Origin of the sequence: Gemmata sp. SH-PL17 (genome assembly GCF_001610855.1) — a bacterium.
Classification (GTDB): Bacteria; Planctomycetota; Planctomycetia; order Gemmatales; family Gemmataceae; genus Gemmata; species Gemmata massiliana.
This window is the reverse complement of the sequence record NZ_CP011271.1, coordinates 6,000,999-6,025,148: the sequence shown is the minus strand read 5'-3', so window position 1 is coordinate 6,025,148 and position 24,150 is coordinate 6,000,999. Positions and strand designations below refer to the sequence as shown.

The 24,150-nt window shown below is 66.5% G+C and carries 17 protein-coding genes; 1 reads left to right on the top strand and 16 read right to left on the bottom strand.

Annotated elements, in window-relative coordinates:
• The first annotated feature begins 45 nt into the window (after positions 1-45).
• On the top strand, positions 46-276 hold the full coding sequence (locus VT84_RS24815) for a hypothetical protein (protein ID WP_082841375.1): 231 nt from the start codon (positions 46-48) through the stop codon (positions 274-276).
• A gap of 170 nt (positions 277-446) precedes the next feature.
• On the opposite strand, the gene glgX is transcribed toward VT84_RS24815, so the two are convergent.
• The 16 genes from glgX to pgm all read right to left on the bottom strand — a co-directional run bounded on the left by glgX (position 447) and on the right by pgm (position 24,044).
• Positions 447-2,504, bottom strand: a complete 2,058-nt coding sequence (glgX, locus tag VT84_RS24810) for a glycogen debranching protein GlgX (protein WP_082841374.1) — start codon at positions 2,502-2,504, stop codon at positions 447-449.
• Positions 2,505-2,526: 22 nt separating this feature from the next.
• Entirely contained in the window at positions 2,527-5,865 is a 3,339-nt protein-coding gene (locus tag VT84_RS24805; protein ID WP_082841373.1) for an efflux RND transporter permease subunit, read from the bottom strand.
• A 148-nt stretch (positions 5,866-6,013) separates the two neighbouring features.
• Positions 6,014-7,300: an efflux RND transporter periplasmic adaptor subunit gene (locus tag VT84_RS24800; RefSeq protein ID WP_082841372.1), complete on the bottom strand. Its 1,287-nt coding sequence runs from the start codon at positions 7,298-7,300 to the stop codon at positions 6,014-6,016.
• Between the two features lie 111 nt (positions 7,301-7,411).
• Complete coding sequence (locus VT84_RS24795; protein WP_082841371.1) at positions 7,412-8,737, bottom strand: hypothetical protein; 1,326 nt, start codon at positions 8,735-8,737, stop codon at positions 7,412-7,414.
• Between the two features lie 29 nt (positions 8,738-8,766).
• Positions 8,767-9,735 (bottom strand): YybH family protein, encoded by a 969-nt coding sequence (locus tag VT84_RS24790; protein ID WP_162271838.1) that lies wholly within the window; start codon positions 9,733-9,735, stop codon positions 8,767-8,769.
• Positions 9,736-9,773: 38 nt separating this feature from the next.
• Positions 9,774-10,670, bottom strand: coding sequence for a polyphosphate kinase 2 family protein (locus VT84_RS24785; protein ID WP_052560336.1), 897 nt, complete (start codon positions 10,668-10,670; stop codon positions 9,774-9,776).
• A 27-nt stretch (positions 10,671-10,697) separates the two neighbouring features.
• Positions 10,698-11,747, bottom strand: coding sequence for an iron-containing alcohol dehydrogenase family protein (locus VT84_RS24780; RefSeq protein ID WP_082841369.1), 1,050 nt, complete (start codon positions 11,745-11,747; stop codon positions 10,698-10,700).
• A 1-nt stretch (position 11,748) separates the two neighbouring features.
• Positions 11,749-12,423 carry an HAD-IB family phosphatase gene (locus VT84_RS24775; RefSeq protein ID WP_204249642.1) on the bottom strand — a complete coding sequence of 225 codons (675 nt, stop codon included), beginning with the start codon at positions 12,421-12,423 and terminating at the stop codon, positions 11,749-11,751.
• Positions 12,420-13,319, bottom strand: a complete 900-nt coding sequence (locus VT84_RS24770; protein WP_082841368.1) for a bile acid:sodium symporter family protein — start codon at positions 13,317-13,319, stop codon at positions 12,420-12,422. Before VT84_RS24770 ends, VT84_RS24775 begins: the two co-directional genes overlap by 4 nt.
• Positions 13,320-13,350: 31 nt before the next feature.
• A complete protein-coding gene (locus VT84_RS24765; RefSeq protein WP_082841367.1) occupies positions 13,351-14,619 on the bottom strand; it encodes a DUF2254 domain-containing protein in 1,269 nt (422 codons plus the stop codon).
• A gap of 16 nt (positions 14,620-14,635) precedes the next feature.
• Positions 14,636-17,104, bottom strand: a complete 2,469-nt coding sequence (locus tag VT84_RS24760) for a glycogen/starch/alpha-glucan phosphorylase (RefSeq protein ID WP_082841366.1) — start codon at positions 17,102-17,104, stop codon at positions 14,636-14,638.
• Positions 17,105-17,136: 32 nt separating this feature from the next.
• Complete coding sequence (locus VT84_RS24755) at positions 17,137-17,862, bottom strand: LOG family protein (RefSeq protein WP_052560341.1); 726 nt, start codon at positions 17,860-17,862, stop codon at positions 17,137-17,139.
• 357 nt (positions 17,863-18,219) lie between these two features.
• Entirely contained in the window at positions 18,220-20,673 is a 2,454-nt protein-coding gene (locus tag VT84_RS24750) for a phosphoketolase (RefSeq protein WP_082841365.1), read from the bottom strand.
• Positions 20,674-20,719: 46 nt separating this feature from the next.
• A complete protein-coding gene (locus tag VT84_RS24745; protein WP_082841364.1) occupies positions 20,720-21,679 on the bottom strand; it encodes an L-lactate dehydrogenase in 960 nt (319 codons plus the stop codon).
• Positions 21,680-21,713: 34 nt separating this feature from the next.
• Positions 21,714-22,364: a hypothetical protein gene (locus VT84_RS24740; RefSeq protein WP_052560344.1), complete on the bottom strand. Its 651-nt coding sequence runs from the start codon at positions 22,362-22,364 to the stop codon at positions 21,714-21,716.
• Between the two features lie 33 nt (positions 22,365-22,397).
• Positions 22,398-24,044, bottom strand: coding sequence for a phosphoglucomutase (alpha-D-glucose-1,6-bisphosphate-dependent) (gene pgm / locus VT84_RS24735; RefSeq protein WP_082841363.1), 1,647 nt, complete (start codon positions 24,042-24,044; stop codon positions 22,398-22,400).
• Between the last annotated feature and the right edge of the window lie 106 nt (positions 24,045-24,150).

Sequence of the window (24,150 nt, the reverse complement as noted above, 5' to 3'; positions counted from 1 at the left end):
CGCTGTAGTGCTAAGCTGATCGGCCGTCTGGAGAGCTCTCAGGACGTGGACCGGGTGCGGGAATGGTTCGCACCGCAGGGGCCGCCTCCGGGGTGGCTGGGTGGTCGCGTGGGGGCCGCGCCGGGATCGTTCGTGGGCCGCTGGCCGGGGCCGTCGAGCGATACCGACGGCGTGAGCTTCCGGAGCCGCAACCTGCTGACCGCGCACGAGGGGGCGTGGGCACCCGATCGCGTGGCGGCGGAGGTTGCGGCAGCCGGGAGAGATATGCGAACTTGAGCGAGTTCGATGTACGCTACCAATGGGCACTGCACGCCCTTCGCACGACGAGACCGTTACCACGTTCGGGATGGAGCTTCGATTAGCGAACGGCGCCCCACTGTGCCCGCACGGCACCACTTGTGCTCGATCAGTGCTCGCACGCAATCTTCAACGGCGAATGTCGTGATTCACGTCGTGTGCCTGTAGAGCATCACGACCGACCGCGGGCCGACGGGATAGGTGTTGCCCGCTACCGGCGGTGCGCTGCGCCATTCGACGATGTCTTCGGGGGAGGGGAGCGAGGTATCGATCCACCGCAACCACGGTTCGCGTGTGGTCGGCGGTAGCTCGAACGCCAACGGTTCCCAGTACGCATTGAGCACCAGGTAGAACGTCAGGTTATCGTTCTTGAGGTCCGCGCTGAACGCGATGCTCCGCGAGTTTTCGCCCCAATCGGGCTGGTTCAGCTTCACGCCGTGCCAGGACTTCGTTGCCCGGGCGATCAGTTGGGTCAGGCTCACGCGCTGCTGCTCGTTCGTCGCGTCGCGCTGCCCGCGCCGGGCGAGTAGCAGTTTCAGGAACCGGTACACGTCCGCGTGCTTGTCCAGCAGCGCCCAGTCGAACCAGTTCGCCTCGTTGTCGTGGCAGTAGAAGTTGTTGTTCCCGCCCTGGGTGCGGCGCACCTCGTCGCCCATCACGATCATCGGGACGCCGAGCGACAGCATCGTGGCCGCGAGGAAGTTCTTCACCTGCCGGTTCCGCAGTCCCTCGATCGCGGGGTCGTCGGTCGGACCCTCGGCCCCGCAGTTCCAGCTCCGGTTGTCGTTCGCGCCGTCGCGGTTCTCCTCCGCGTTGGCCTCGTTGTGCTTCTGGTTGTAGGAGACGAGGTCGTTCAGGCCGAACCCGTCGTGGCACGTCGCGAAGTTGATGCTCTGTTCCGCCTCGCGGCCCTTGTGCCCGTACACCTCGTGGCTCCCGAGCATCCGGTCGGCGAACCGCCCCGCTATCCCGGGCTCACCGCGGAAGAAGTCGCGGGCGTCGTCGCGGAACCGGCCGTTCCACTCCTTCCACGAGTCGCCCACGAAGCTGCCGACCTGGTACAGCCCCGCGGCGTCCCACGCCTCGGCAATGAGCTTGGTCCCGGCCAGCGCCGGGTCCGATTCGATGTCCCACAGCACCGGCGGGTTGGGCAGCGGGTGGCCACTGGAATCGCGCGACAGCACGGACGCGAGGTCGAACCGGAACCCGTCGACGTGCATTTCGGTCACCCAGTACCGCAGGCTGTCCACGATCATGCGCCGCACCACGGGGTGGTTCGCGTTGAGCGTGTTCCCGCACCCGGAGTAGTCCGCGAACCGCGCGCCGCCGTCCTCGAGGATGTAGTAGGTGGGGTTGTCGATGCCGCGGAAGCAGAGCGCCGGCCCCTCGTGGTTGCCCTCGGCGGTGTGGTTGAACACGACGTCGAGAATGACCTCGATCCCCGCCCGGTGGAGCGCCTTCACCAGATCGCGGAACTCGTTCACCGGGCCGAGCGGCTCCCGGCGCGAACTGTACTGCGGGTGCGGCGCGAAGTACGAGACCGGCTGGTAGCCCCAGTAGTTGACCAGACCGGCCGGGCACGCATGCGTGTCGAAGGCGTGGACCGGCAGCAACTCGACCGCGGTGATACCGAGATCCTTCAGGTACGGGATCTTCTCCGCGAACCCGGCGTAGGTGCCGCGAACCTGCTCTTTGATGCCGGAGTTGGCGTGGCGCGTGAACCCGCGGACGTGTGCCTCGTAGATGATCGTGCGCGCCGAGGGCAACCGCAACGGTGTGTCGCCCTCCCAGTCGTACTCGGAACTGTCCACGACGACGCTTTTCATCGCCGTTGCAGCGTTATCGCCGGGCGCGCGGGCCGCACCGGGTGTGTAGCGATCGGGCACCACGATCCCCCGCGCGTAGGGGTCGATTAGCACCTTCGTGGAGTCGAAGCGCAGTCCCCGCGCCGGGTCTTGGGGACCGTGAACGCGGTACGCATAGAGCTGCCCCGACTTCACCCCGGGCACGAACGTGTGCCAGTAGTGGTAGGTCCGGTTCGCGACCGGATCGAGCGCGACCACGCGCGCGGGCCGCGCGTCGTCCTGCCGATCGAACAGCAGCAGCTCCACACCGGTCGCGGTGCGGGAGAACAGGCTGAAGTTCGCCCCACCGTCCGTGACGGTCGATCCGATCGGGAACGGTTGACTGGTCCGTGCGGGTGTCATGGTGCCCCGGCTTGTAAAAGAATCAGGTTTTGGGAGCTTGGGTCGGTCCGTTGGTGGCGACCGAATCGGCCGCGACACCGTCGCCGTTCGGGTGCGCGGCGCCCGATCGCTCTTTCGGTTCCGCACCCGGCGCGACCGGGGTACCAAACAGGAGCGCGAACTTTTCCTGCACGTGGTAGAAGACCGGCGTGAGGAAGATGCCGAACAGCGTCACCCCGAGCATGCCGCTGAAGACCGAGATCCCCAGCGCTCGCCGCATTTCGGCCCCGGCCCCCGCCGCGAACACGAGCGGCACCACACCGAGGATGAACGCGAAACTGGTCATCAGAATCGGCCGCAACCGCAACCGGCAGGCTTCCACCGCTGCAGCGTGCGAGGTGCTCCCCTCCGCGCGCTTTTCCTTGGCGAACTCGACGATGAGGATCGCGTTCTTCGCGGCCAGACCGACCAGCACCACGAACCCGACCTGGACGAAGATGTTGATGTCCAGTTTCGCGATCGCGACCCCGACGACGGAGCAGAGCAGACACATCGGGACCACCAGAATCACCGCCAGCGGCAACCGCAGGCTCTCGTACTGGGCCGCGAGCAACAGGTACACGAGCACCACGGCCAGCGCGAACACCACAATAGCCGTGTTCCCGGCGCGGATCTGGAGCAGCGTCAGTTCCGTCCACTGGTAGTTCATCCCCTGCGGGAGAGCGTCGGTGGCCACTTGATCTATGGACGTGATGACCTGTCCGGAACTGACCCCGGGGAGCGACGCCCCGTTGATTGCCGCTGCGGTTACGCCGTTGTAGCGCGTGACCATGACCGGCCCGCCGACGGGCCGCACCTCGGCCACGCTCCCCAGTGGAACCATCGTTCCGTCGTTATTTCGCACCTTGAGTTGTTTGACGTCGTCCGGGGTTAGTCGCTGACCCGGATCGGCCTGAAGGTTCACCTGCCAGGTGCGCCCGAACTGGTTGAAGTCGTTCGTGTAGTAGCCGCCCAGGTACACCTGAAGCGTGAGGAACACGTCATTAAGAGGGACGCCCATTGAGAGGCACTTGGTGCGGTCCACGTCCACGAACAGTTGCGGCGTGTTCGACCGGAACGGCGTGAACAGCCCGACGAGCCCCGGAGTCTCGTTCCCCTTCGCGGCCACCACGTCGGTCGCGGCCTGGAGCGGGCTGAGTCCCTGAGCGGCGCGGTCGCGGATCATCACTTTGAACCCGCCCGCGCTGCCGAGGCCGTCCACGGGCGGAGGAGGAAACACCGCGACGGAGGCGTTCTCGATCCGCCGGAAGAACTCGGCCCGGAGCTTGCCCGCGATGGCGTCCCCGCGCAACTCGGGCTTGTGACGGTTGTGGAACTCGTCGAGCACGATGAACAGGGTCGCGAAGTTCGACCCGTTCGCGTTCTGAATGACCGACGTGCCCGGGATCGTGATGGTGTGCGCCACCCCCGGTACGCCCGGGTAATTCTGCTTGTCGTTCTCGTCCCCGCGGGCGAGTCGTTCGATCTCGGACGTGACGACCGCGGTGCGCTCTAGGGACGCCGCGTCCGGGAGCTGGACGTTGACGACCAGGTAGCCCTTGTCCTGCGTCGGGATGAACCCGGTCGGCACGGTCGTGAAGCCCTTGTACGTCAGGAACAGCAGCCCGCCGTACACGACGAGCACGACCACGGACACCCGCAGTAACCAGCCGACGCTGCGGGCGTAGCCGGCCGATCCGCGATCGAACCCGAAGTTGAACAGCCGGAAGAACCACCCCAGGAGGAGGTTGATCCCCCGCGTCAGCGGGTCGGTCTGCTCGGCCTTCGGCTTGAGCAGGAGCGCGCAAAGCGCCGGGCTGAGCGTGAGTGAATTGAGCGCGGAGAAGAACGTGGAGACCGCGATCGTGACCGCGAACTGTTTGAAGAACTGCCCGGTGATCCCGCTGATGAACGCGCACGGGATGAACACGGCCATCAGCACCAGCGAGATCGCCATGATCGGCGACGCCACCTCGTCCATCGCGCGCCGCGCCGCGTCGATCGGGGCGTAGCCGTGTTCGAGTTTGTGCTCGACCGCCTCGACCACCACGATCGCGTCGTCGACCACGATCCCGATCGCGAGCACCAGCCCCAAGAGCGACAGGTTGTTCAGGCTGAACCCGATCCCCGCCATGACCGCGAACGTGCCGACGATCGCGACCGGGACCGCGATGAGCGGGATCAGGGTCGCGCGCCAGCTCTGGAGGAACACCAGCACCACGATCGCCACGAGGATGATCGCGTCGCGCAGGGCGTGGAACACCTCGGCAATCGACTCCTCGACGAACGGCGTGGTGTCGTAGACGATGGCGTAATCCACCCCGGCCGGGAAGTCGTTCTTGAGTTGCGTCATGCGGGCGCGGATGCGCTCCGCGGTCTCGATCGCGTTGGACCCGGGGAGTTGATAGACGGGCACACCGACCGACGGTTTACCGTCGAGGGTACAGCCGGTGTCCTCGCTCTTGGCCCCGAGTTCGATGCCGCCGAGGTTCCGCTTGGTCCCCGTCGCGTCGGTGACCGCTCGGCGATCGGAAACCACGTCCTTGAGGCGCGTCGTCGCACCGTCCGGGTCCGTGCGGATGATGATCTCGCCGAACTCTTCCGGTCGGGTCAACCGCCCCTGGGTGCTGAGCGTGTACTGGAACGCCTGCCCGGTCGGGACCGGCGGGCGCCCGAGGCTCCCGGCCGCGACCTGCACGTTTTGTGCGCGCAAGGCGTTGATGATGTCCGGCGCGGTCAGGTTCCGGGACGCCACCTTCGCCGGGTCGAGCCAGACGCGCATGCTGTAGTCGAGCTGCCCGAACATGGTCACGTCGCCGACCCCTTCGACCTGCTTCAGCTCGTCCACGATGTTGATCGTCGCGTAGTTGCTCAGGTAGAGCAGGTCGCGGGACTTGTCCGGGGACGTCAGGTTCACCACGAGCAGGATGTTGGGCGACTTCTTCTTGACGCTCACGCCGGTCTGCTTGACCTCCTCCGGGAGCGTGGGGAGCGCGAGGTTGACGCGGTTCTGGACCTGCACCTGCGCGTCGTCCAGGTTGGTGCCGACCTCGAACGTGACCGTGAGGACGTAGGTGCCGTCGTTGGTACACTGCGACGACATGTACAGCATCCGCTCGACCCCGACGACCTGCTGCTCGACGGGAGCCGCAACGGTTTCGGCCACGACGGTCGCACTCGCGCCGGTGTACGTACACCGTACTTCGACAGTCGGCGGGGCGATCTCCGGGTACTGGGCGATCGGCAAGGCGCGCACGGACACCAACCCCGCGATCACGATCACGATCGAGATCACCGCGGCAAAGATGGGTCGATCGATGAAGAACTTGGAAAGCCCGGACACGGTGCGTCCTCGCGGTTGGGTGACTCGACGTGCGTTACGGTCGCGCGTGACTTGCCTTCTGTAGCCGGCCCCACCGGGGGCCACCGACCTGGGATGTCCCGGTCTCACAGGCCGGCTACAGAAAACAGGCAAGCCGCGCGATTCGGTGTTACTTCTTGGCCGGTTTCGGCTCGACGGTCATGCCCGGTCGGAGCCGCTGGAGCCCGGAAACGATCACCTGATCGCTCGTGGTGAGGGGGCGCGGTTTACCCTCGCCGGGAACATCGATGCTCTCGACGACGCGCTCCTCGCCCTCCTGAACACCGAGTGTCGCGTTCACGCGGACCGCCTTGTTTTCGGCGCCGACGAGATACAGAAACTTAGTCCCCTGGTCCGACCCGAGCGCGGACTCGGGGACGAGCATCGCTTTGATTGGCTCGCCGATCGGGACGCGGATCCGGGCGTACATGCCCGCGGCGAGCAAGCGCTGGCCGGTGGTCGGTTTCGGGTTGTCGAACCGGGCCTTCATCCGGACCGTGCCCGTCTTGGGGTTGAACTGGTTGTCCGCAAAATTGATCTTCCCCTTCAGCGGGTACGCCGTTCCGTGCAGCGCCAGCCCCGCCTCTGCCGGGATCTCACCGGCATCGGCGCTCTTGATTTTTCCGTCCCGAACGGCTTGCTGGATGCGCTGGAGCGTGTTCTCGTCCACGTCGAACGCCACGTCCATTTTCTCGACCGCGACGACGGTGGTGAGCAGCGTCGTGTTGCCCACGCCCCCGGTGATGAGGTTCCCTTCGGTAACCAGTTTGTCCCCGACGATGCCCGTGATGGGGGAGGTGATGGTGCAGTACCCGAGGTTCAGGTCGGCGGACAGAACGGTCGCCCGGGCCTCGTCGATCTTGGCCTTGCTGAGTTTGACTTTGGCTTGCGCGGACCGGAACGCGGCCGAGGCCTCGTCGTAAGACCCCTTGGCAATGTTCCGGGTCTGTTGCTCGCCCACGCCCTGCTTGAACAGGGCCTCTTGGCGCTCGTGTTCGGCCTTGGTGGTGGTCACGCGACTATCGGCCTTCTGTTGGTCTGCCTCGGACGTTGCGAGGTCCGCTAGGGCCGTCTCCAGGCTCGCTTTGGCCCGCGCGAGGTCGGCCTTGTACGGTTCGGAGTCGATCTCGAACAGGAGTTGACCCTTCTCGACCTCCCGGCCCGGCTGGAAGCGAATTGCTTTCAGGTAGCCGTTAACCCGGGCGCGGATCTCCACCTGTTCGAGCGGCGTCGCCCGGCCGGTGGCCATCTCGTAGCGCGTGACCGTGCGCTCGATTGGGGACGCGGTGCTCACGATTGGGTGCGGGAGGTCCGCTTTCTTCTCGGCATCGGGTTTACACCCGATGAGGGCGAACAGGGCCGCCGCCAGTCCGGACAGAACGGCCGGCCGCAGGGTGCGGCGGTTCCACTTCGTCATTGTTCCTTCTCCCCGACGTGCCGGACCATCCCCGAAAGGACGCCCCGGCCCGTTCGTTGGGTCATTCGCTACGGAAGACGGGCACCGGTCGAACCAGCGCCGCGGCGGTACTCATTTGTTTTCTGTCGGTGAATCGTCTTCGGGCTGCTGAACGCGCACAAGTGTAAACTGCTGAGAATTGTCCTTCGCGAAGTGGACGAGCATCGTCGTCTCGTCCCGCGTCAGGTTCGCGATCCCGGCCTCGTACACCGGGGTCTTGCGGTCCCCGACCGTCCACGCGGCGCGCTGCGTCTTCTTGTCCACGGACCCGTACACCGGCTCGGTCGTGTCGGTCAGCGCGTTGTAATAGTTCCCGCGAATGACCCCGGCCTTGTTCACCGCGAGCTGGAAGATGTTCGTGGACTTCGTTTCGCCCTCGCCGACCATCGCGAACACGCCGAGTGTCTGGAAGTCGTCACTCTTCGCTTCGACTTGAGCCTCTTTGCCCGCGCCGGCGAGGTCGGTCGCTTGCTGCGCGTACTCCGTCGCGGGAACCTCGGTGTCGCCGTTGATGGTCACGGTGTCGCCCGAATAGACGACCGTTTCGCCGTAGTCGTAGTAGACCGGTTCCGCCGGGTAGCTGCAGTAACTGGACACGGTGCCCCAAACCGGGGCGGTCCAGATCCGGGCCGCGGTCCAGCCGGCCGCGAACCACGCCCCGGGGTATTTGGCGTACCAGTTGGGGCTGAACGCGCCGTAGTACCTGAAGTTCGTGCGCACCGCGCCGCCGGTGGTCGCCAGAGTCGTTCGAGAGGCGTAACGGGTGCCGCCGGCCCCGCCAGCGACGGTCGTTCGGCCCGCCGCGGCCCCGTAAGGACCGACTGCTACCCCGGCGCGAGTTCCGCCCGAAACCGTGCCGCCCGGCCCGGTCGCGGTTCCAACGCGCGCCCCACCTGCGGTAACTCCCTGCGGTCCAACGGCAACGCCGCCGCGACTCGCGGTGCCGAACGATCCGTTGGGACCGCTGCCGACCGTGACGCTACCTTTGGTGCCGACCGCGTTGCCGCCCGGACCGGCGATCCCGCCCGCGGTGCCGACCTTCGTCGCGGTCTTACCGCCGGGGGTAGTCACGGTGACCCCTCCGACCCCGCGCCCGGCCGTTGCACCGCCCGGACCGGTCGCGGTGCGACCCGCGCCCGCGTAGTCGACGGTGGTTCCGCGCTGGGTGGTGTACGAGCCGCTCCCGCTCCCGGCCGTCCTCGTTCCTCCGGCCGGGCCGACGACGGTGCTGCTGGAACGGGTGCCCGTGCCGACAGGCGGGCTGGTGCGCGCGGGTGCGATCGCGCCTCGCCCTCCGCCACCACCGCCCCCGCGCCCGCCACGCTGGGCCAGGGAGTCGTGCCCCGCCGCGAGTACGACGAGCGCCGCCACACCGGTCACAAAGAGGGTCCGTTTCATGGCTGGTTCCTCATTAGGTGTGGTTGGAATTAGGGTTTGGTTTTGACGCGCGTGACCTTAACCGGGGGCAGATCCGGCTGTCCTTCGTCGTTCACCGCGCGCTCCACTGAGTGGAACATGAAGGCGTCCGCGTCGATCGGCGTCATGATGTTGGTCGCGGTCAGAGTGCGTCCGTCGGGGGCTGTTCCGCGGGCGGTGATGACCCACTTTTTCCCGTCGCGCGTGATGTCCGCGCTGCCGATCCCGCCCGAGTCCTCGAACGTCCACTGCTGGAGCTCCCCGTTGGCCGGGTCTCGCACGATCATCTGCATCCCCGTGTGCGTGGTCCCGTCCTGCGTGACGGAGAACGTGCAGCGGATGAACGCCTTGTTCGCGGTCCACTCGTACTTCGTGCTCACGGTCACGCCGGGGCGCTTCGCCTCCCAGGTTCCGATGAGCCACTCCAGGTCGCGGAGCGTCAGTCCGTCGCTGGCCCACTCGCGGGCGATGGCAATGCGCCACGCACCGTCCTCGCGCGCGTAGAGCAGGCTGCACCGGCTGACGACCAGCTCCCCGCCCTTCGATTTGCGGAGCTTGAAGTGCCCCTCGACGACCGCGGTCTCTTTCGACGGGAACCGGACCGAGTCGACCTCGACTTCTAGCGAGTGGCCCTTGTTCTTCGAGAAGAACTCGGTGTACGCCTTTTCCAGCGCGGCGCGACCGCGGTACGTGGTTCCTTCGTCGTCGGTGTACTCGCCTTCTGTGGTCCAGGAGCCGGCCACGGCCTTCGCGTCGCCACCACGGAACGCGGCCACGAACCCGTCGAGCGCCTTCTGGACGCTCTCCTTGTCGGCCGGTCGGTCGTCCGGGGCCGCGCTGATTGGCGCCGCACCCGGTTCCGCGCCTTTGGTGGGCGGAGCGGACCGCGCGGACTCCCCGCCGCTGAACACGAGCCACACCGCAGCGGTGGCCAAGCACCCGTAGCAAAGAACCGCGATGCGCGTCTGTTTCCGACTCACGGCTGAACTCCTTCGCTGATGGAACGGGCCGGGCCGAGTTATTCGGCCTCCAACTGTTTCCGGGCGTCTTCCAACCGCTTCTTCTGTTCCGGGGACACGACCGGGTACCTCAGGTCGAGTGCCTGGATCGAGGTCGTCACGATGTCCGCTACGACCGACCGGGTGATCCACTTGTGGTCCGCCGGGATCACGTACCACGGTGCCAGGTCCGTGCTCGTGGCGCTGATCGCGTCCTCGTAAGCGGTCATGTAGTCGTCCCAGTACCCGCGCTCGGCCAGATCCGACGCCGAGAACTTCCAGTTCTTCTCCGACCGGTCGAGGCGCTCGAGGAACCGGCGCTTCTGCTCCTCCTTCGAGACGTTCAGGAAGAACTTGAGGATCAGCGTCCCGTTCCGAACGAGGTGCCGCTCGAAACTGTTGATGTCCTCGTAGCGGTCCTCCCAGAACTTCTTCCCGACCTTCTCGCGCGGGAGCTGTGCGCCGAGGAAATCCGGGTGGACCTTCACCACCAGTACGTCCTCGTAGTACGAGCGGTTGAAGATCCCGATGCGCCCGCGCTCGGGCAGGCTCTTCATGTAGCGCCAGAGGAAGTTGTGGTCGAGTTCCTCGGCCGACGGCTTCTTGAAGCTGAACACCTGGCACCCCTGCGGGTTCACGCCGGACATCACGTGCCGGATCGTCCCGTCCTTGCCGGCCGCGTCCATCGCCTGGAGCACGATCAGCACCGAGTACCGGTCGTCGGCGTACAAGAGGTTCTGCGCGTCCGTGAGGGCGCGCAGGTTCTCGTCCAGAGTTTCCTTCGCGCGGGCTTTCAGCGCGTCCTTGCCGAGATCCTTGAACTCCTCGGTCTGCTTCCAGCCCGAGTTGTGGTCCTTGAGCCGGAACTTCTTGCCCGCGGGTACGCGGAACAGATCGATGATGTCTTTGCGAATCATGTTTCTCTCTCGTTCCGGACCACACCGTTATTGAAAGCACCGCACCAGGCGCGGATCGGAGTTCAGGAGGTGCTCCACTTCCGGAACCGCGTCGCGGCTCGATAGCACGGTGTAATAGCCTTCTTTGATTGAGGGCGCTTTGCGCACCGCCGTCATCCACTCCTCGCGCGAGAACGGGTCCGCGGCGATCACGTCCCAGAACCCGGTGGAATCAAACAGCGCTGCGATGCGTTCGGTGTTGTCGCCCTGTAGGACGCTCACGAGGTAGGTCGCGACACCGACCTGGAGTCCGTGCAACCGCGGGCGCGCCGAGGTCGCGTCGAGCGCGTGCGAAATCAGGTGCTCGCTCCCGCTCGCCGGGCGCGACGAGCCGCAAATCTCCATCGCGATCCCGTTGAGCAGGAGCGCGGTCGCCAGCAGCCGAATCCCCTCCAGGTCGATGGCGGGGTGGCTCATGAACGAGTAGATGGTCCCGTCCGACATCAGCGTCGCGAAGTCGTCGATCGGTTCACCTTTCGCGTGGAACGCGAGCTTCCAGTCGCGGATCGCGGTGAACTTGGCCACCAGGTCGCCGACCCCGGAGAGCGTGAGGACGCGCGGCGCTCCGAGGCACACGGCGGTGTCCACGATCACGCCGAACGGGAGCGCGGCGGGCAGCGACCGGCGCGCGCCGCGAACCGTCAGGCTCGATTGCGGGCTACAGAACCCGTCGTTCGAGAGCGAGGTCGGCACCGCGAAGTACGGCAAGCGCCCGAGGAACGCGATGTACTTCGCCACGTCGAGCGCCTTCCCGCCGCCCACGCCGACGATGGCCGTGACGCCTTTGGGCAGGTCCGCGAACGCGCGCACCGTGGATTCGAGCCCGTTGTCCGCTACTTCGATCCACGCGGCGGCTTCGACGCTCTGCTCCTTCAGGCTGCTCGTCACGCGGTCCGGCAGTGGTGGGGCCAGTCCCTGGCTCATGGCGACCGCGACCCGGCGGTGCCCGGACCGGTCGAGGTAGCGCCCGAGCCGGTCGAGCGCGCCGGCCTTCGCGCGGACCAGTGTGGGGATCGCGATCTGCGTCGGTCGGAGCATGTCAGTTCCCCCGCCGGAGGAGCACGCGGGCGATGTCCGACCACGCCTCGAACGGGTGGAACGGGCGCCCCTCCTGGGTCATGACCTGCGCGAGATCGGCGCGGGCGAACCGCAGTTCGTCGGCGACCAGACGGGCGGCGTCCGCGTCCGCGAACCCGTCGCCCGCGAAGGCGACTGTGCGGCCCGCGCCCAAATGCCGGCGCACGACCCCCGCCTTGTCGACCCCCAGGGTCTGAGACAGGTACGGCGAATCCGTGGGCATCTGCATCAGCAGGCCCGCGCCCGTCTCGAACCGCCCGGGGTTGGCATTCACTTCAATCCTTACCCCCGCGGCAGCGAGCAATCGGTGGATGTACCACGCGCACCCGGCCGACGCGACGACGACGCTCCACCCGGCGCGGCCCAGCTCCTCCACCGCCGCGGGGAGTTGCGGGTCGAGTTCCATCCCGTCGACCACGGCCAGTACCTCCGCCTCACTCATGCGAATAGAAGCGAAGTAGCGCCGGAGTGCCTCGAAGTGCGTGATCGTGCCCGCGCGGTATTCGGCCCAGTAGTTCGGCGTGCCCGGTGGCACCAGCGATTCGACCGCCAGTTTGTAGAAGTCGTGTCGCGTCATGGTGCCGTCGAAATCGCTGACGAGCACGCTCGCCGCGTCCGTGTCGAGTGGCAGTGTCACGGCTGTCGCTCCTCCAGGGACACGGGAATCGGTACAGAACGTGGTTCGATCACTCCGGACGCCCGGCGCGCGAACCACCGCCCCGCCGGGAGCAATACGAGCAGCCCCGCGAGGGTCGATACCAACAGCATCACCACCACACCGGGTTCGTCCGAGAAGTTCCGCGTCGCGACGAGGAGCGCTGCGGCCACATTCCGCTGTCCGGTCCCCAGCGCCAGTACCGATCGCGTGTCCGCGGTCGGACCACCGAGGGCGAAGCCGGCCGCGGTCGCCAGGGCCACGAACACCACCGCCACCGCAACAGCCCCGCTGCCGAACGTCCCCAGTATCGCGCGGACGTTCAACCCGACCAGTAGCGCGACGGTCAGCACCATGCTGATGTTCGACACGCGGGTGAGCACGAATCGCAGTCGCGCCGACCCGTGCTCGAACTGATTCTTGACGACCATTCCCACCGCGAGCGGGAGCAGCATCGTGAACAGCAGTGGTTGCAGCAGCGGCCAGGGCTCCGCCGACAGTTCGGGCATCAGCAGTGGCAGCACAAAGGGCAAAAAGATCGCACTTCCCGCCGTGAGCAACAACACGAGTCCGATCGAGAACGCCAGATCGCCTTTCGCGAGTTCCGCCAGTTTGGGGAGGAACGGCGCGCCCGCTGCGCCCGCGAGCAGGAGCAGACCGATCGCGTGGGGGCGGTCCAGGTTCACCAGTTCGGTCAGCCCGTATGCGAGTGCCGGCGCGACGACGAAGTTCGCGATCACGGCAGCGAGTACCAACCGGGGGCGCCGGAACGGTGCGACGAGGGCTTGCGCGCTCAACCCCAGTCCCGCCGCGGCCATACAGGTCACGACGAAGACCAGAACCGCGACCTTCAGCACGCCCTCCAGAAAATCCACCATCTCTGAACCCAGTAAACGGCACGGTGCCGCGTCAGGAATCGGATCCGCCGATCCCCTGATAGTCCGCGACGGCGGCCCGCTTGCGGTCCTCTTCGTCCTGGAAACTGCGCCCGACTGCACTACCCAGCAGGGCCAGTTCCGCCCGGAGCGGCGCCCGCCGCTCCTCGGGTAGTGCGGCGATCAGGTGCTCCAGCATCGCGCGCAGCCGCCGGGTGACTTGCAGGCTGCCTTCGCCGTAGTGCCGGATCTCGGTCACCGCCAGCGCCACGAAGTCGGGCCAGTCCGGGGTGCCGTAAACAACCCGGAGCTTGCCGTCGCGATCGCGCACTTGGCCCTCGTCGAGCCGGTGCTGCCCGAGGTGCAGGAGCAAGTTGTCGAGCTGGTCCAGTACGAGGACGGCGGTCGTCGGGTCGTTGATTGCAGGAGAGAGAGCCTTGTTGCCGATGTCCACGAGAATCCGGAACCCGAACCGCGGGTCTTGGTCCAGCGTGCGCTCGGTCCCCACAGCCACGCACCCCCGGAGTGCCGCGTAGGGAATCTCGCGCGTCGCGCCGGAGATGCGGAACAACGGGTCGCCGCGCGCTACGGAATCCCCCACTTGCGGGATTAGTTCGATGGTCGCGTCCGCTTCGCGCGCCAAACGGTGGAGGCTGGTCGCGCCGAACGCCATCAACACGCCCGCTCGTCCAGAAAACTCGACGACCTGCGCGGAGGGCGGGGGCACTTCGTTGGGCGACACTTCCGGGTGGTTAGGGTCGTACCGCACGGGGTACACCTGTTCGATCACGTGCTCGGTGCGATCGGCCACGAGCTGCAATACGGACGCGGGGCGCAGCCCGTTCGACAACTGTTGAACGAACCGGAAGAACACGATGAGACACGCCAGATTCAGGAACACCGCGATGCTCACGTGGAGGTGCGGCACCCGGTCCTCGACCCGCCCCAGCGCCGCGAGCGTGTAGGCGTAAGTGAACGTGAGCGCCGAGAGCGCGATCTTCACGCCCGGCGTGGCGAGAACTAGCGCAATGATCCGCGGGGTCAACTGCCCGCTGGCCAATTGCACCACGATCAGCGTCGCCGACAGCACGAACACGATGAACGTGAGCATCGAACTCACGAAGGTGCCGAGCACGGCCCGGGCACCCTCCGGGGTGTACCGGAACACCGACCAGTCGGTTTCCGCGTCGAGCCACCGGACCGCTGGTGCGCAGACGAGGGCCAATACGAGAGCCAGCACCGCCCACAGCACCAGCGAGGTGCGGGCCATGTGCCTCAGTCGGTAGCCAAATTCCCAGGTCATGGGCGCCCCTTGTGCCTCACTCCACCGGACACGGCTTGGCGCCCCAAATCTCGTCCGCGTACTGGGCGATCGTCCGGTCGCTGGAGAACTTCCCGGACCGCGCGACGTTGTGAATCGCCTTCTTCGCCCAGGCGCTCTTATCGCGGTAGAGGGCCGCGACCGCTTCCTGCGTGCGCACGTAGGCACCCAGGTCGGCGAGGTGCATGTAGTAGTCGCCCTTGGTCAGCAGCGTCTCGCGGACCGGCTCGAAGATGCCCGGCTCGTCCGGGTTGAAGTGGTTGTTGAAAATCAGGTCGAGGGCGGCGCCCGTTTCCGGTTCGTTCTCGTAGTGCCAGTACGGGGCGTACCACCCGCGGCTCGCGAGCACCTGTTCGGCGGTCAGGCCGAACATGAAGCAGTTCTCTTCGCCCGCCTCTTCCGCGATCTCGATGTTCGCGCCGTCGCGGGTGCCCACCGTGAGCGCCCCGTTCATCATGAACTTCATGTTGCTCGTGCCGCTCGCCTCGTACCCGGCGGTCGAGATCTGCTCGGACACGTCCGCGGCCGGAATGAGGTGTTCGGCGAGCGTGCAGGAGTAGTTCGGGAGGAACTCCACCCGCAGCTTGCCGCGCGTCGCGGGGTCCGTGTTGACCACCCGCGCGATGCTCGTGAACAGTTTGATGATGACCTTCGCGAGGTGGTACGCCGGGGCCGCCTTGCCCGCGACCAGCACCGTTCGCGGCGGGACGTCGAGCTTCGGGTTCGCGCGCAGCCGGTTGTACCACACCACGCACTGGACCGCGTTGAGGAGCTGGCGCTTGTACTCGTGGATGCGCTTGATCTGCACGTCGAACAGTGTGTCGGGGTCCAGCTCGATCCCGGCGGTCGTCTTGATCCAGTCCACGAACCGCACCTTCGCGCCGCGCTTGGCGGCCATGAACTTCTTCTGGAACCCGGCGTCGGTCGCGAGAGTGTCGACCCCCTTAAGTCGCGGCAGGTCGGTGACCCACCCGCCGCCGGTCGCGTCCGTGAGCAGCTTCGCGAGGTCGGGGTTGGCCAGTTGCAACCACCGGCGCGGGGTGACACCGTTGGTCTTGTTGTTGAACCGGTTCGGGAACAGGTTCGCGAGGTCCGCCACCGTCTTACTGCGGAGCAGGTCCGTGTGAATGGCCGCGACGCCGTTGGTACTGTGCGTCCCGACGATCGCGAGGTTCGCCATGCGCACCCGGCGCGCGGGTGATTCTTCGATCAGACTGACGCGGGCGAGCTTCTCTTCGTCGCCGGGGTGCTTGGCCCGCACGTCGTCCAGGAACCGCCGGTTGATCTCGTAAATGATTTCCAGGTGGCGCGGGAGCAGCGCCTCGAACAGCCCCACCGGCCACTTTTCGAGCGCCTCCGGTAGCAGCGTGTGGTTCGTGTACGCGAGCGTGCGAGTGGTCAGATCCCAGGCTTCGTTCCACCCCAGGTGCGCGATATCGAGCAGGATGCGCATCAGCTCGGGCACGGCCATTGCAGGGTGCGTGTCGTTGAGCTGAACCGCGACCTTGTCCGGTAATGTGGACCAGTCGTTCCCGCGCCTGCGGAACCGCGCGATGATGTCCGCGAGTGAGCAGCGCACCAGGAAGTATTCTTGGAGGAACCGGAGCGACTGCCCGCGGGGCGTCGAGTCGTCCGGGTACAGCACGCGCGTGACCGATTCGGCCAGCACGCGGTTCGAGACCGCGCCGAAGAAATCGCCGCCGCTGAACTCACCGAAATCGAAGACGTCCGGGGTCGCGGCCTGCCACAACCGGAGGGTGTTAACCGTTTGCCCGCCGTAGCCCACCACGGGGCGGTCGAACGGCACCCCCAGCAGGCTCATCGACTTCCCGCGCTGAACGGTAATCTGCCCCGCGTGGACCTCGAACGCGGACGCGAGGGGCACCGTGACGCCCTCCCCCGGTCGGCTCACCTCCCACGGGTCGGGGCGCGTGAGCCACGGGTCCGGTTGCTCGACCTGGTAGCCGTTGCTCAGTTCCTGGCGGAAGATGCCGTAGTCGTACCGCAGGCCGTACCCGATTGCCGGGATCTGGAGCGTCGCGAGCGAGTCGATGAAGCACGCGGCCAGGCGCCCCAACCCGCCGTTGCCCAGGCCCGCGTCCGGCTCCTGTTCCAGCACTTCCTTCCAGTCCTGGCGCGGGTCGGACCGGAGGTCGTCGCGGACGAACTGCTCGACGTCCAGGTTGATGATGTTGTTCATGAGCGACCGGCCGATCAGGAACTCCATCGAGAGGTAGTACACCTGCTTGGGGTTCGCGCGGTCGTGGGTCTCGGCGGTCTTGATCCAGCGCTGCGTGAGGAGGTCGCGGAGCGTCCGCGAGACGGCCTCGAACCGCTCGCGCTGCGTGGCGGCGCCCAGCGACACGACGTGGTCGAACACCACGTGCCGGTCGTAGTAGTCGCGGTCGGGGAACTTGAACCCGTTGCACTCGTAGCGTGTGAGCTGGTCCGGTTCGGTCGCGGGCATTGCGGTTCCTCGGAGAAGTTCACGGTGTACGGTCAGCCCTGCTTGGCCTTCCACCGGGCGTGGTGCTCGCGCACGGCGCGCACGATCGACGGCCCGTCGGGGAGGATCTGCGGAATGTTCAGGTCGCCGGGGCTGATGAGCGGGGCGTCCGGCTTGAGCATCACGGCCCGCGCCCAGTCGAGCAGCCCGTCCCAGAAGTGCCCCGCGAGGATCAGCGGCGTGTCGTGCAGGTGGCGCACCTGGAGGAGCTGCCAGACCATCAGCGTTTCCAGCACAGTTCCGATGCCCCCGGGCGTGACGATGAAGGCGTCCGACACCAGCACGAAGTGGTGCAGCCGCGTGAAGAACGTTTTGTGCTCGAACGCTTGCGTCACGAAGGCGTTCACGTCTTGCTCGAACGGCAGTTCGACGCGGATGCCCACGGACTGCTGTTGGGTTCCATCCGGGTCGGCGAGTTTCACGCCCTCGTTCGCGGCCTGCATCAGCCCCGGGCCGCCGCCTGTCACGATGTCGCACCCGAGGCGCGTGAGTTCGGCCGCGGTGTCCCGAACGGCCGCGTACACCCAGTGGTTCGGATCGACGCGAGCGGAACCGAAGATCGTGACCCGGTAGCGGTCGCGCTTCGTGGGGCGCAGTCGCGTCAGGTTGTTAACCGTGTCCCACAGTCCGAACACAGTCTTGGTCAGAATGTCGAGCGCCGCCCGCTCGTCCGAGAGCGGGACGGTGGGTTCGCCGGCGGACGAGGTACTCGCACTCACGTGACGGCTCCAGTTCGTTCCATACGTCGCGGGTGTGGTTCGCGATCATCAGATCTTCGTTCGCCCGGTGCGTAGAACCCGGGCAGCATCGGGCGCGCAGGCCCTCGGACGGTCAGTTATTGGCGGCTTTCTGTAGCCGGTCTCTGTGAGACCAGGCTACGCTGTGTTGAAAACTTGCGTTTTGTGTTTGTGGCACGGGCCTCTGGCTTGTGGAGGCGCTCACACAGGCCAGAGGCCCGTGCCACCAAACCATGAACCAAACGCATCAATTCAACACAGCAACCAGGGTGCCCACTGAGTCTGGCTCACCGGTCTCCTAGAGGCCGGCTACAGAAGAGACCGCTCGCGCGATCGGGATCAGTACGGCCACTTCCAGTTCGCTTCTTCGGGCTTATCGACGCCGTGCTCGTAGGCGTAGTTCTGGCACTGGATCTGCGCGTTGCGGAACTTCTCCTTCGCGTGCGCGCCGGCCACATGGAGCCGCGGCACCCGGTTAATCACGTCGATCGCCAGTGTGAAGCGGTCGATCTGGTTCTGGATCGCCAGTTCCAGCGGGGTGTTGATGTTGCCCTTCTCCTTGTACCCCCGCACGTGCAGGTTCGGGTGGTTCTTGCGCCGGTAGGCGAGCCGGTGGATGAGCCACGGGTACCCGTGGAACGCGAAGATGATCGGCTTATCAACCGTGAACAGCGAGTCGAAGTCGGGGTCGGACAGGCCGTGCGGGTGCTCGGTGTTGGGCTGGAGCTTGAACAGGTCGACCACGTTCACGAACCGGATTTTCAGGTCCGGGAACTCTTTGCGCAACAGCTCGGTCGCGGCCAGCGCTTCCTTCGTGGGGATGTCCCCCGCGCACGCCATCACCACGTCCGGCTCCTGGCCCGCGTCGGTGCTCGCCTGCGCCCAGATGCTGAGCCCCTTCGTGCAGTGGACGATCGCCGCGTCCATGTCGAGGTACTGCAAGTGGTTCTGCTTGTCGGACACGATCACGTTGATGTAGTTCTCGCTCCGCAGGCAGTGGTCCGCGACCGACAGGAGCGAGTTCACGTCCGGCGGCAGGTAGATGCGCGTCACCGCGGCGCTCTTGTTTACCACCACGTCGAGGAACCCCGGGTCCTGGTGGGTGAAACCGTTGTGGTCCTGGCGCCACACGGTCGAAGTGATGAGCAGGTTCAGCGACGGTACTTTCGCGCGCCACGACAGGTGGTTGCAGATCGTCAGCCACTTGGCGTGCTGGTTGAACATCGAGTCGATGACGTGCGCGAACGCCTCGTAGGTGCTGAGGAACCCGTGGCGCCCCGTGAGCAGGTAGCCCTCCAGCATGCCTTCCAGCGTGTGCTCGCTGAGCATCTCGATGACGCGCCCGTCCGGGGCGAGTTCGGTCCCGTCGGCGTCCTCGGGGAAGTACTCCCCCAGCCACATCTTCTTGGACACTTCGTAGATCGCGTTGAGCTTGTTCGATGTGTTCTCGTCCGGCCCGAACACGCGGAAGTTCGTCATGTTCGCTTTCATGATGTCCCGGAGGAACACGCCGAGCGGCCGGCAGTTCTCGGCCTCGGTCGTCCCGGGCTTATCGACCTTCACGCCGTACTTGCGGAAGTCCGGCAGCCGGAGCGCCTTCTTCAGGTTCCCGCCATTAGTGTGTGGGTTGGAGCCGAGGCGCCGCGTACCGACCGGGGCGATGGCCTTGAGTTCCGGGCGGAAGTGCCCGCCGGCGTCGAACAGTTCCTCCGGCTTGTACCCGCGCATCCAGTCTTCGAGTTGCTTCAGGCGCGCCGGGTCTTTCTTCACGTCGGCCATCGGCACCTGGTGGGCGCGCCAGCTCCCCTCCAGCTTGTGCCCGCCGACCGCGGACGGGCTGGTCCAGCCCTTCGGGGTGCGGAGCACGATCATCGGCCACTTCACGCGGAACGGTTGACCGGAGCTCCGGGCTTGTTTTTGTGCGGCGCGGACGTCGGCCACGCACTTGTCGATGGTCGCGGCCATCGCCTGGTGCATCGATTCCGGGTCCGACCCCTCGACGAAGTAGGGGGCCCAGCCCATGCCGCGGAAGAACGATTCGAGCTCCTCGTGCGGCACGCGCGCCCAGATGGTGGGGTTGTTGATCTTGTAGCCGTTGAGGTGCAGGATCGGCAGAACGGCCCCGTCGCGCACGGGGTTCAGGAACCGGCCGACGTGCCAGCTCGTCGCGAGCGGGCCGGTTTCCGATTCGCCGTCGCCCACGACCGCCGCGACGACCAGGTCGGGGTTGTCGAACGCGGCCCCGCACGCATGCGAGAGGACGTAGCCCAGCTCTCCACCTTCGTGGATGCTGCCAGGGGTTTCCGGGGTGCAGTGGCTCCCGATCCCGCCGGGGAAGGAGAACTGCTTGAAGAACCGCAGCAGTCCGTCTTCGTCCTCGCTACAGTCCGGGTACACCTCGGAGTACGAGCCCTCGAGGTAGCACGGCCCGATCACCCCCGGCGCGCCGTGCCCCGGGCCGGCCATGAACACTGCGTCGAGGTCGTAGGCTTTGATGGCCCGACTCACGTGGATGTAGGCGAACGCCAGACCGGGGCTGGCCCCCCAGTGACCGAGCAACCGGTCCTTGACGTGTTCGGGCTTGAGCGGCTCTTTCAGGAGCGGGTTCGCTCTGAGGTACGTCATCCCCAGCGCGAGATAGTTGCTCGCGCGCCAGAAGGCGTCGATCTTCTGCAACTCGTCCGCATTCAATGGAGCGCCCGCGATCGTGGATCGCGCCTTGCCGAACGCGCTGATCGAGAGTGCCGCCTGGCCGTCGGTCGAAGGCGCGTTCGGGGCAAGAGTCGTGGTCATCACGAAGTTCCTCACAGGTAGTGGGTGCGTCTCACGAGCGGACAGGTTAGCCCGGGTTCGGGTCCGGGCGGTCGAGTTCGTCGAGCGCGCCGCGGATCACGCGCGCGCTAGTTCGGAGTTGCGCTTGCTCGGTCGCGTTCAGCGGCAGCGGGAACGTTTCGAGCACGCCCGCGCCACCAACGAGCCGCGGAAGGGACACGGTCACGTCTTTCACGCCCAGAACGTCCGGGGCCGGGGCGCAGACGGTGAGAATCGAGCGCTGGTCGTGCAGAACCGCGTCCACGATGCGAGCCAGCGCGCACCCGATGCCGTAATACGTGGCCCCCTTGCCGCCGATGATCGTGTACGCGGCCCGGCGCACCTTCTCGTCGATCGTCGCGCGGGCCGGTTCCGAAAGATCCAGGCCGCGCAGTTCCACGAACGCATCCAGCGACATCCCGCCGACCGACACCAGCGACCAGGTGAGCACCTCGGAATCACCGTGCTCGCCGATCACGTGCCCGTGAACGTGGTGAGAGTCCACGCCGCAGAACGTGCCGAGCAGTGTGCGGAACCGGGCCGTATCGAGCGTGGTTCCGGACCCGAACACGCGCCCGGGAGGGGCACCCGCATCCGCGGCGAACCGGGCCGCGAGGTGAGTCATCACGTCCACCGGGTTCGTCGCCACGACGATGACCGCGTCGGGCGCGTGCCGCAGAACGGCCGGCACGACCTCGCGGAAGACCGCGGCGTTCCGGCGCAAGAGCTGGAGCCGGGTTTCTCCCGGCTTCTGCCCGACCCCGGCACAGAGTACGACCGCGCGACAGCCCGAGAGGTCGGCATAGTCGCCGGATCGCACCTCAAGAGCGTGAGCGAACGGGACCGCGTGCCGGATGTCGTCGGCCTCGGCCGCGGCCCGGGCCTCGTTCTTATCGACCAGCACGATCTCGCGACCGACGCCCCGCATCACCAGTGCGTAGGCCGCGGTGGAACCGACCAACCCGCTCCCGACGATGCCGACTTTCATTGGGTGCCCTCGCTGCCGCAGTGGTCGTCTCGGCTCACTTGACCGCGATGCCGTTCTGTTGCGCGAACGTGGCCCTAGTAGTGTCGTCGATGAAGAAGTGCGTCTGCCCGCCGACCTCGAGGCTGGCGCCGGCCGCGAACTTCGGGAACGAGACCTTCGCGACCGGGTCTTCAACGAACTCGGCCTTGTCGTAGATTTCGCTCTCGTGCATCTGCACGTACAGTTCGACGAACGCGACGATCCGGTCGTCGAGCCACTTGGTCAGCGCGGGGAAGTCCGGGGCCGCGATCGGGACGTTGAAGTCCGCGTGCCGGTCGAACTTCCACAAGACCGGTACGATCCGCAGGTCGAACTCGACGACGGCGTTCTTGATCTCCTGGTCCGGCGTGACCGAGACGGTTAGCGTGATGTACGCCTTGGCGGACTTGAAATCGAACCGGGCGGCGCGGCGCGTGTCGGTGACCAGCGGGGTGACCGACACCCGGCTACCCGAGCGCCGGGCCAGTGCCTGGAGCCGGGGCTTCGCGATCTCCACGACCTGGGTCTGGACCTTCTCGTACTCGTGGAACAGCTTCTGCCGGTCCAGGTAGTTTTGCAGTTCCCGCTGTTGCTGCGCTTTGAGCTTGTCTTTCACCGCGGTAAACGTGCCCTCGATGCGGGCCTCTAACTCGTTGATGTCGCTCACGGCTGCTCCCGGTTTTGAGGGTTCGATTGGGTATCACTTCCGGTCCACGGCGCCGGCGACGATCCGCGCCGCCTCGCCGACGATGCTTTCCAGGTGCGCTCGGCTCTTGAAGCTCTCCGCGTAGAGCTTGTACACGTCTTCGGTGCCAGATGGCCGGGCCGCGAACCACCCGCACTTCGTGACTACTTTGAGTCCGCCGATCGGGGCGTTGTTGCCCGGCGCGCGCGTGAGAACCGCGTCGATCGGCTCACCGGCGAGCACAGATTCCTGCACGTCGGTCGCCGAGAGCTTCTGTAATCGCGTCTTCTGTTCGTGCGTCGCCGGCGCGTCGACGCGCGTGTAGTGCGGCGCGCCGAACTCGCTCGTGAGTTCGCGGTAGTGCTCGCCGAGATCCGTTCCCGTTCGTGCGGTGATCTCCGCCGCGAGCAGCGCGAGCAGTAACCCGTCCTTGTCGGTGGTCCAGACCGTCCCGTCACGGCGGAGGAAACTCGCACCCGCGCTTTCTTCGCCCACGAAACAGCACGAACCATCGAACAACCCGGGGGCGAACCACTTGAACCCGACGGGCACTTCCCACAGTGTTCGGCCAAGCCTCTGCACCACGCGATCGATCATCCCGCTGCTGACGAGCGTCTTGCCCACGACCGCTTGTTCGGGCCAGTCGGGGCGGTGCGTCAGCAGGTAGCGGACCGCGACCGCGAGGTAGTGGTTCGGGTTCATCAGCCCCGCGGACGGGGTAACGATGCCGTACTGGTCGGCGTCCGGATCGTTCGCGAACGCGACCCGGTACCGCTCCTTGAGGCCCACGAGTCGGGCCATCGCGTAGGGACTGGAACAGTCCATCCGGATCTGCCCGTCGTGGTCGACCGCCACAGACGCGAACGTCGGGTCCACCGCCGGATTAACGACATCGATCGCGAGCCCGTAGCGCGCGTTGATGCGGGGCCAATAGTCCGCGGAAGCACCGCCGAGTGGGTCCGCGCCGAGGGACAACCTGGCCCCGCGGATGGCGTCCATGTCGATCGCGGTTCGCAGGTCGTCAACGTAAGCGCGCGCGAAATCCTCCTCCCGTGTGCTAGTGGCTCTTCGCGCGGCTGCAAAGGGCACGCGCCGGATTCCCGCGTTGTCGCGCAGCAGGTACTCGTTGGCACGCTCCTCGATCCACTTCGTCACACCCGTGTCGGGTGACCCGCCGTTGGGCAGGGTGTACTTGATCCCGCCGTCGCCGGGTGGGTTGTGCGACGGCGTAACCACGATCCCGTCCGCGAGGTGGTCCGTGCCGCTGCGGTTGTGCGCGAGGATCGCGTGCGAGATCACGGGCGTCGGCGTAAAGCCGTCGTCGCACTGGAGCACCGCCGGCACGCCGTTGGCCGCGAGCACCTCCAGCGCGGTTCGCTGCGCCGGACCGGACAGGGCGTGCGTGTCCCGGCCCATGTAAAGCGGGCCGTCGATTCCTTTGCTTCGGCGGTAGTCGCAAACGGCCTGGGCCACGGCCATCACGTGCGATTCCGTGAACGTGCTCCGCAGGGGCGCGCCGCGGTGCCCGCTCGTGCCGAAGCTCACGAGCTGCTCGGTGTCGTCCACGTCGGGCCGACGGTCGTAGTACTCGCGCTCGAGCCGGGCCGGGTCGATCAGCGACTCGACCGGGGCCGGTTTGCCGGCGAGTGGTGATACGAACATCGGCCCCTCCGATCTGCCCCACGGGGCGGGAGTCGCGGCCCGGATCGCTCGTTCGTGCAGAGTGTGCGGGGAGAGTTTAAACCAATCCATCAAGAACGCACCTGTC

Excerpts from the sequence above, each read along its gene's own strand:
- VT84_RS24765 (WP_082841367.1), bottom strand. The coding sequence starts at position 14,619 with ATGACCTGGGAATTTGGCTACCGACTGAGGCACATGGCCCGCACCTCG.
- VT84_RS24795 (WP_082841371.1), bottom strand. The coding sequence starts at position 8,737 with ATGAAACGGACCCTCTTTGTGACCGGTGTGGCGGCGCTCGTCGTACTC.
- VT84_RS24785 (WP_052560336.1), bottom strand. The coding sequence starts at position 10,670 with ATGATTCGCAAAGACATCATCGATCTGTTCCGCGTACCCGCGGGCAAG.
- VT84_RS24800 (WP_082841372.1), bottom strand. The coding sequence starts at position 7,300 with ATGACGAAGTGGAACCGCCGCACCCTGCGGCCGGCCGTTCTGTCCGGA.
- pgm (WP_082841363.1), bottom strand. The coding sequence starts at position 24,044 with ATGTTCGTATCACCACTCGCCGGCAAACCGGCCCCGGTCGAGTCGCTG.
- VT84_RS24780 (WP_082841369.1), bottom strand. The coding sequence starts at position 11,747 with ATGCTCCGACCGACGCAGATCGCGATCCCCACACTGGTCCGCGCGAAG.
- VT84_RS24760 (WP_082841366.1), bottom strand. The coding sequence starts at position 17,104 with ATGCCCGCGACCGAACCGGACCAGCTCACACGCTACGAGTGCAACGGG.
- VT84_RS24750 (WP_082841365.1), bottom strand. The coding sequence starts at position 20,673 with ATGACCACGACTCTTGCCCCGAACGCGCCTTCGACCGACGGCCAGGCG.
- VT84_RS24770 (WP_082841368.1), bottom strand. The coding sequence starts at position 13,319 with ATGGTGGATTTTCTGGAGGGCGTGCTGAAGGTCGCGGTTCTGGTCTTC.
- VT84_RS24745 (WP_082841364.1), bottom strand. The coding sequence starts at position 21,679 with ATGAAAGTCGGCATCGTCGGGAGCGGGTTGGTCGGTTCCACCGCGGCC.
- glgX (WP_082841374.1), bottom strand. The coding sequence starts at position 2,504 with ATGACACCCGCACGGACCAGTCAACCGTTCCCGATCGGATCGACCGTC.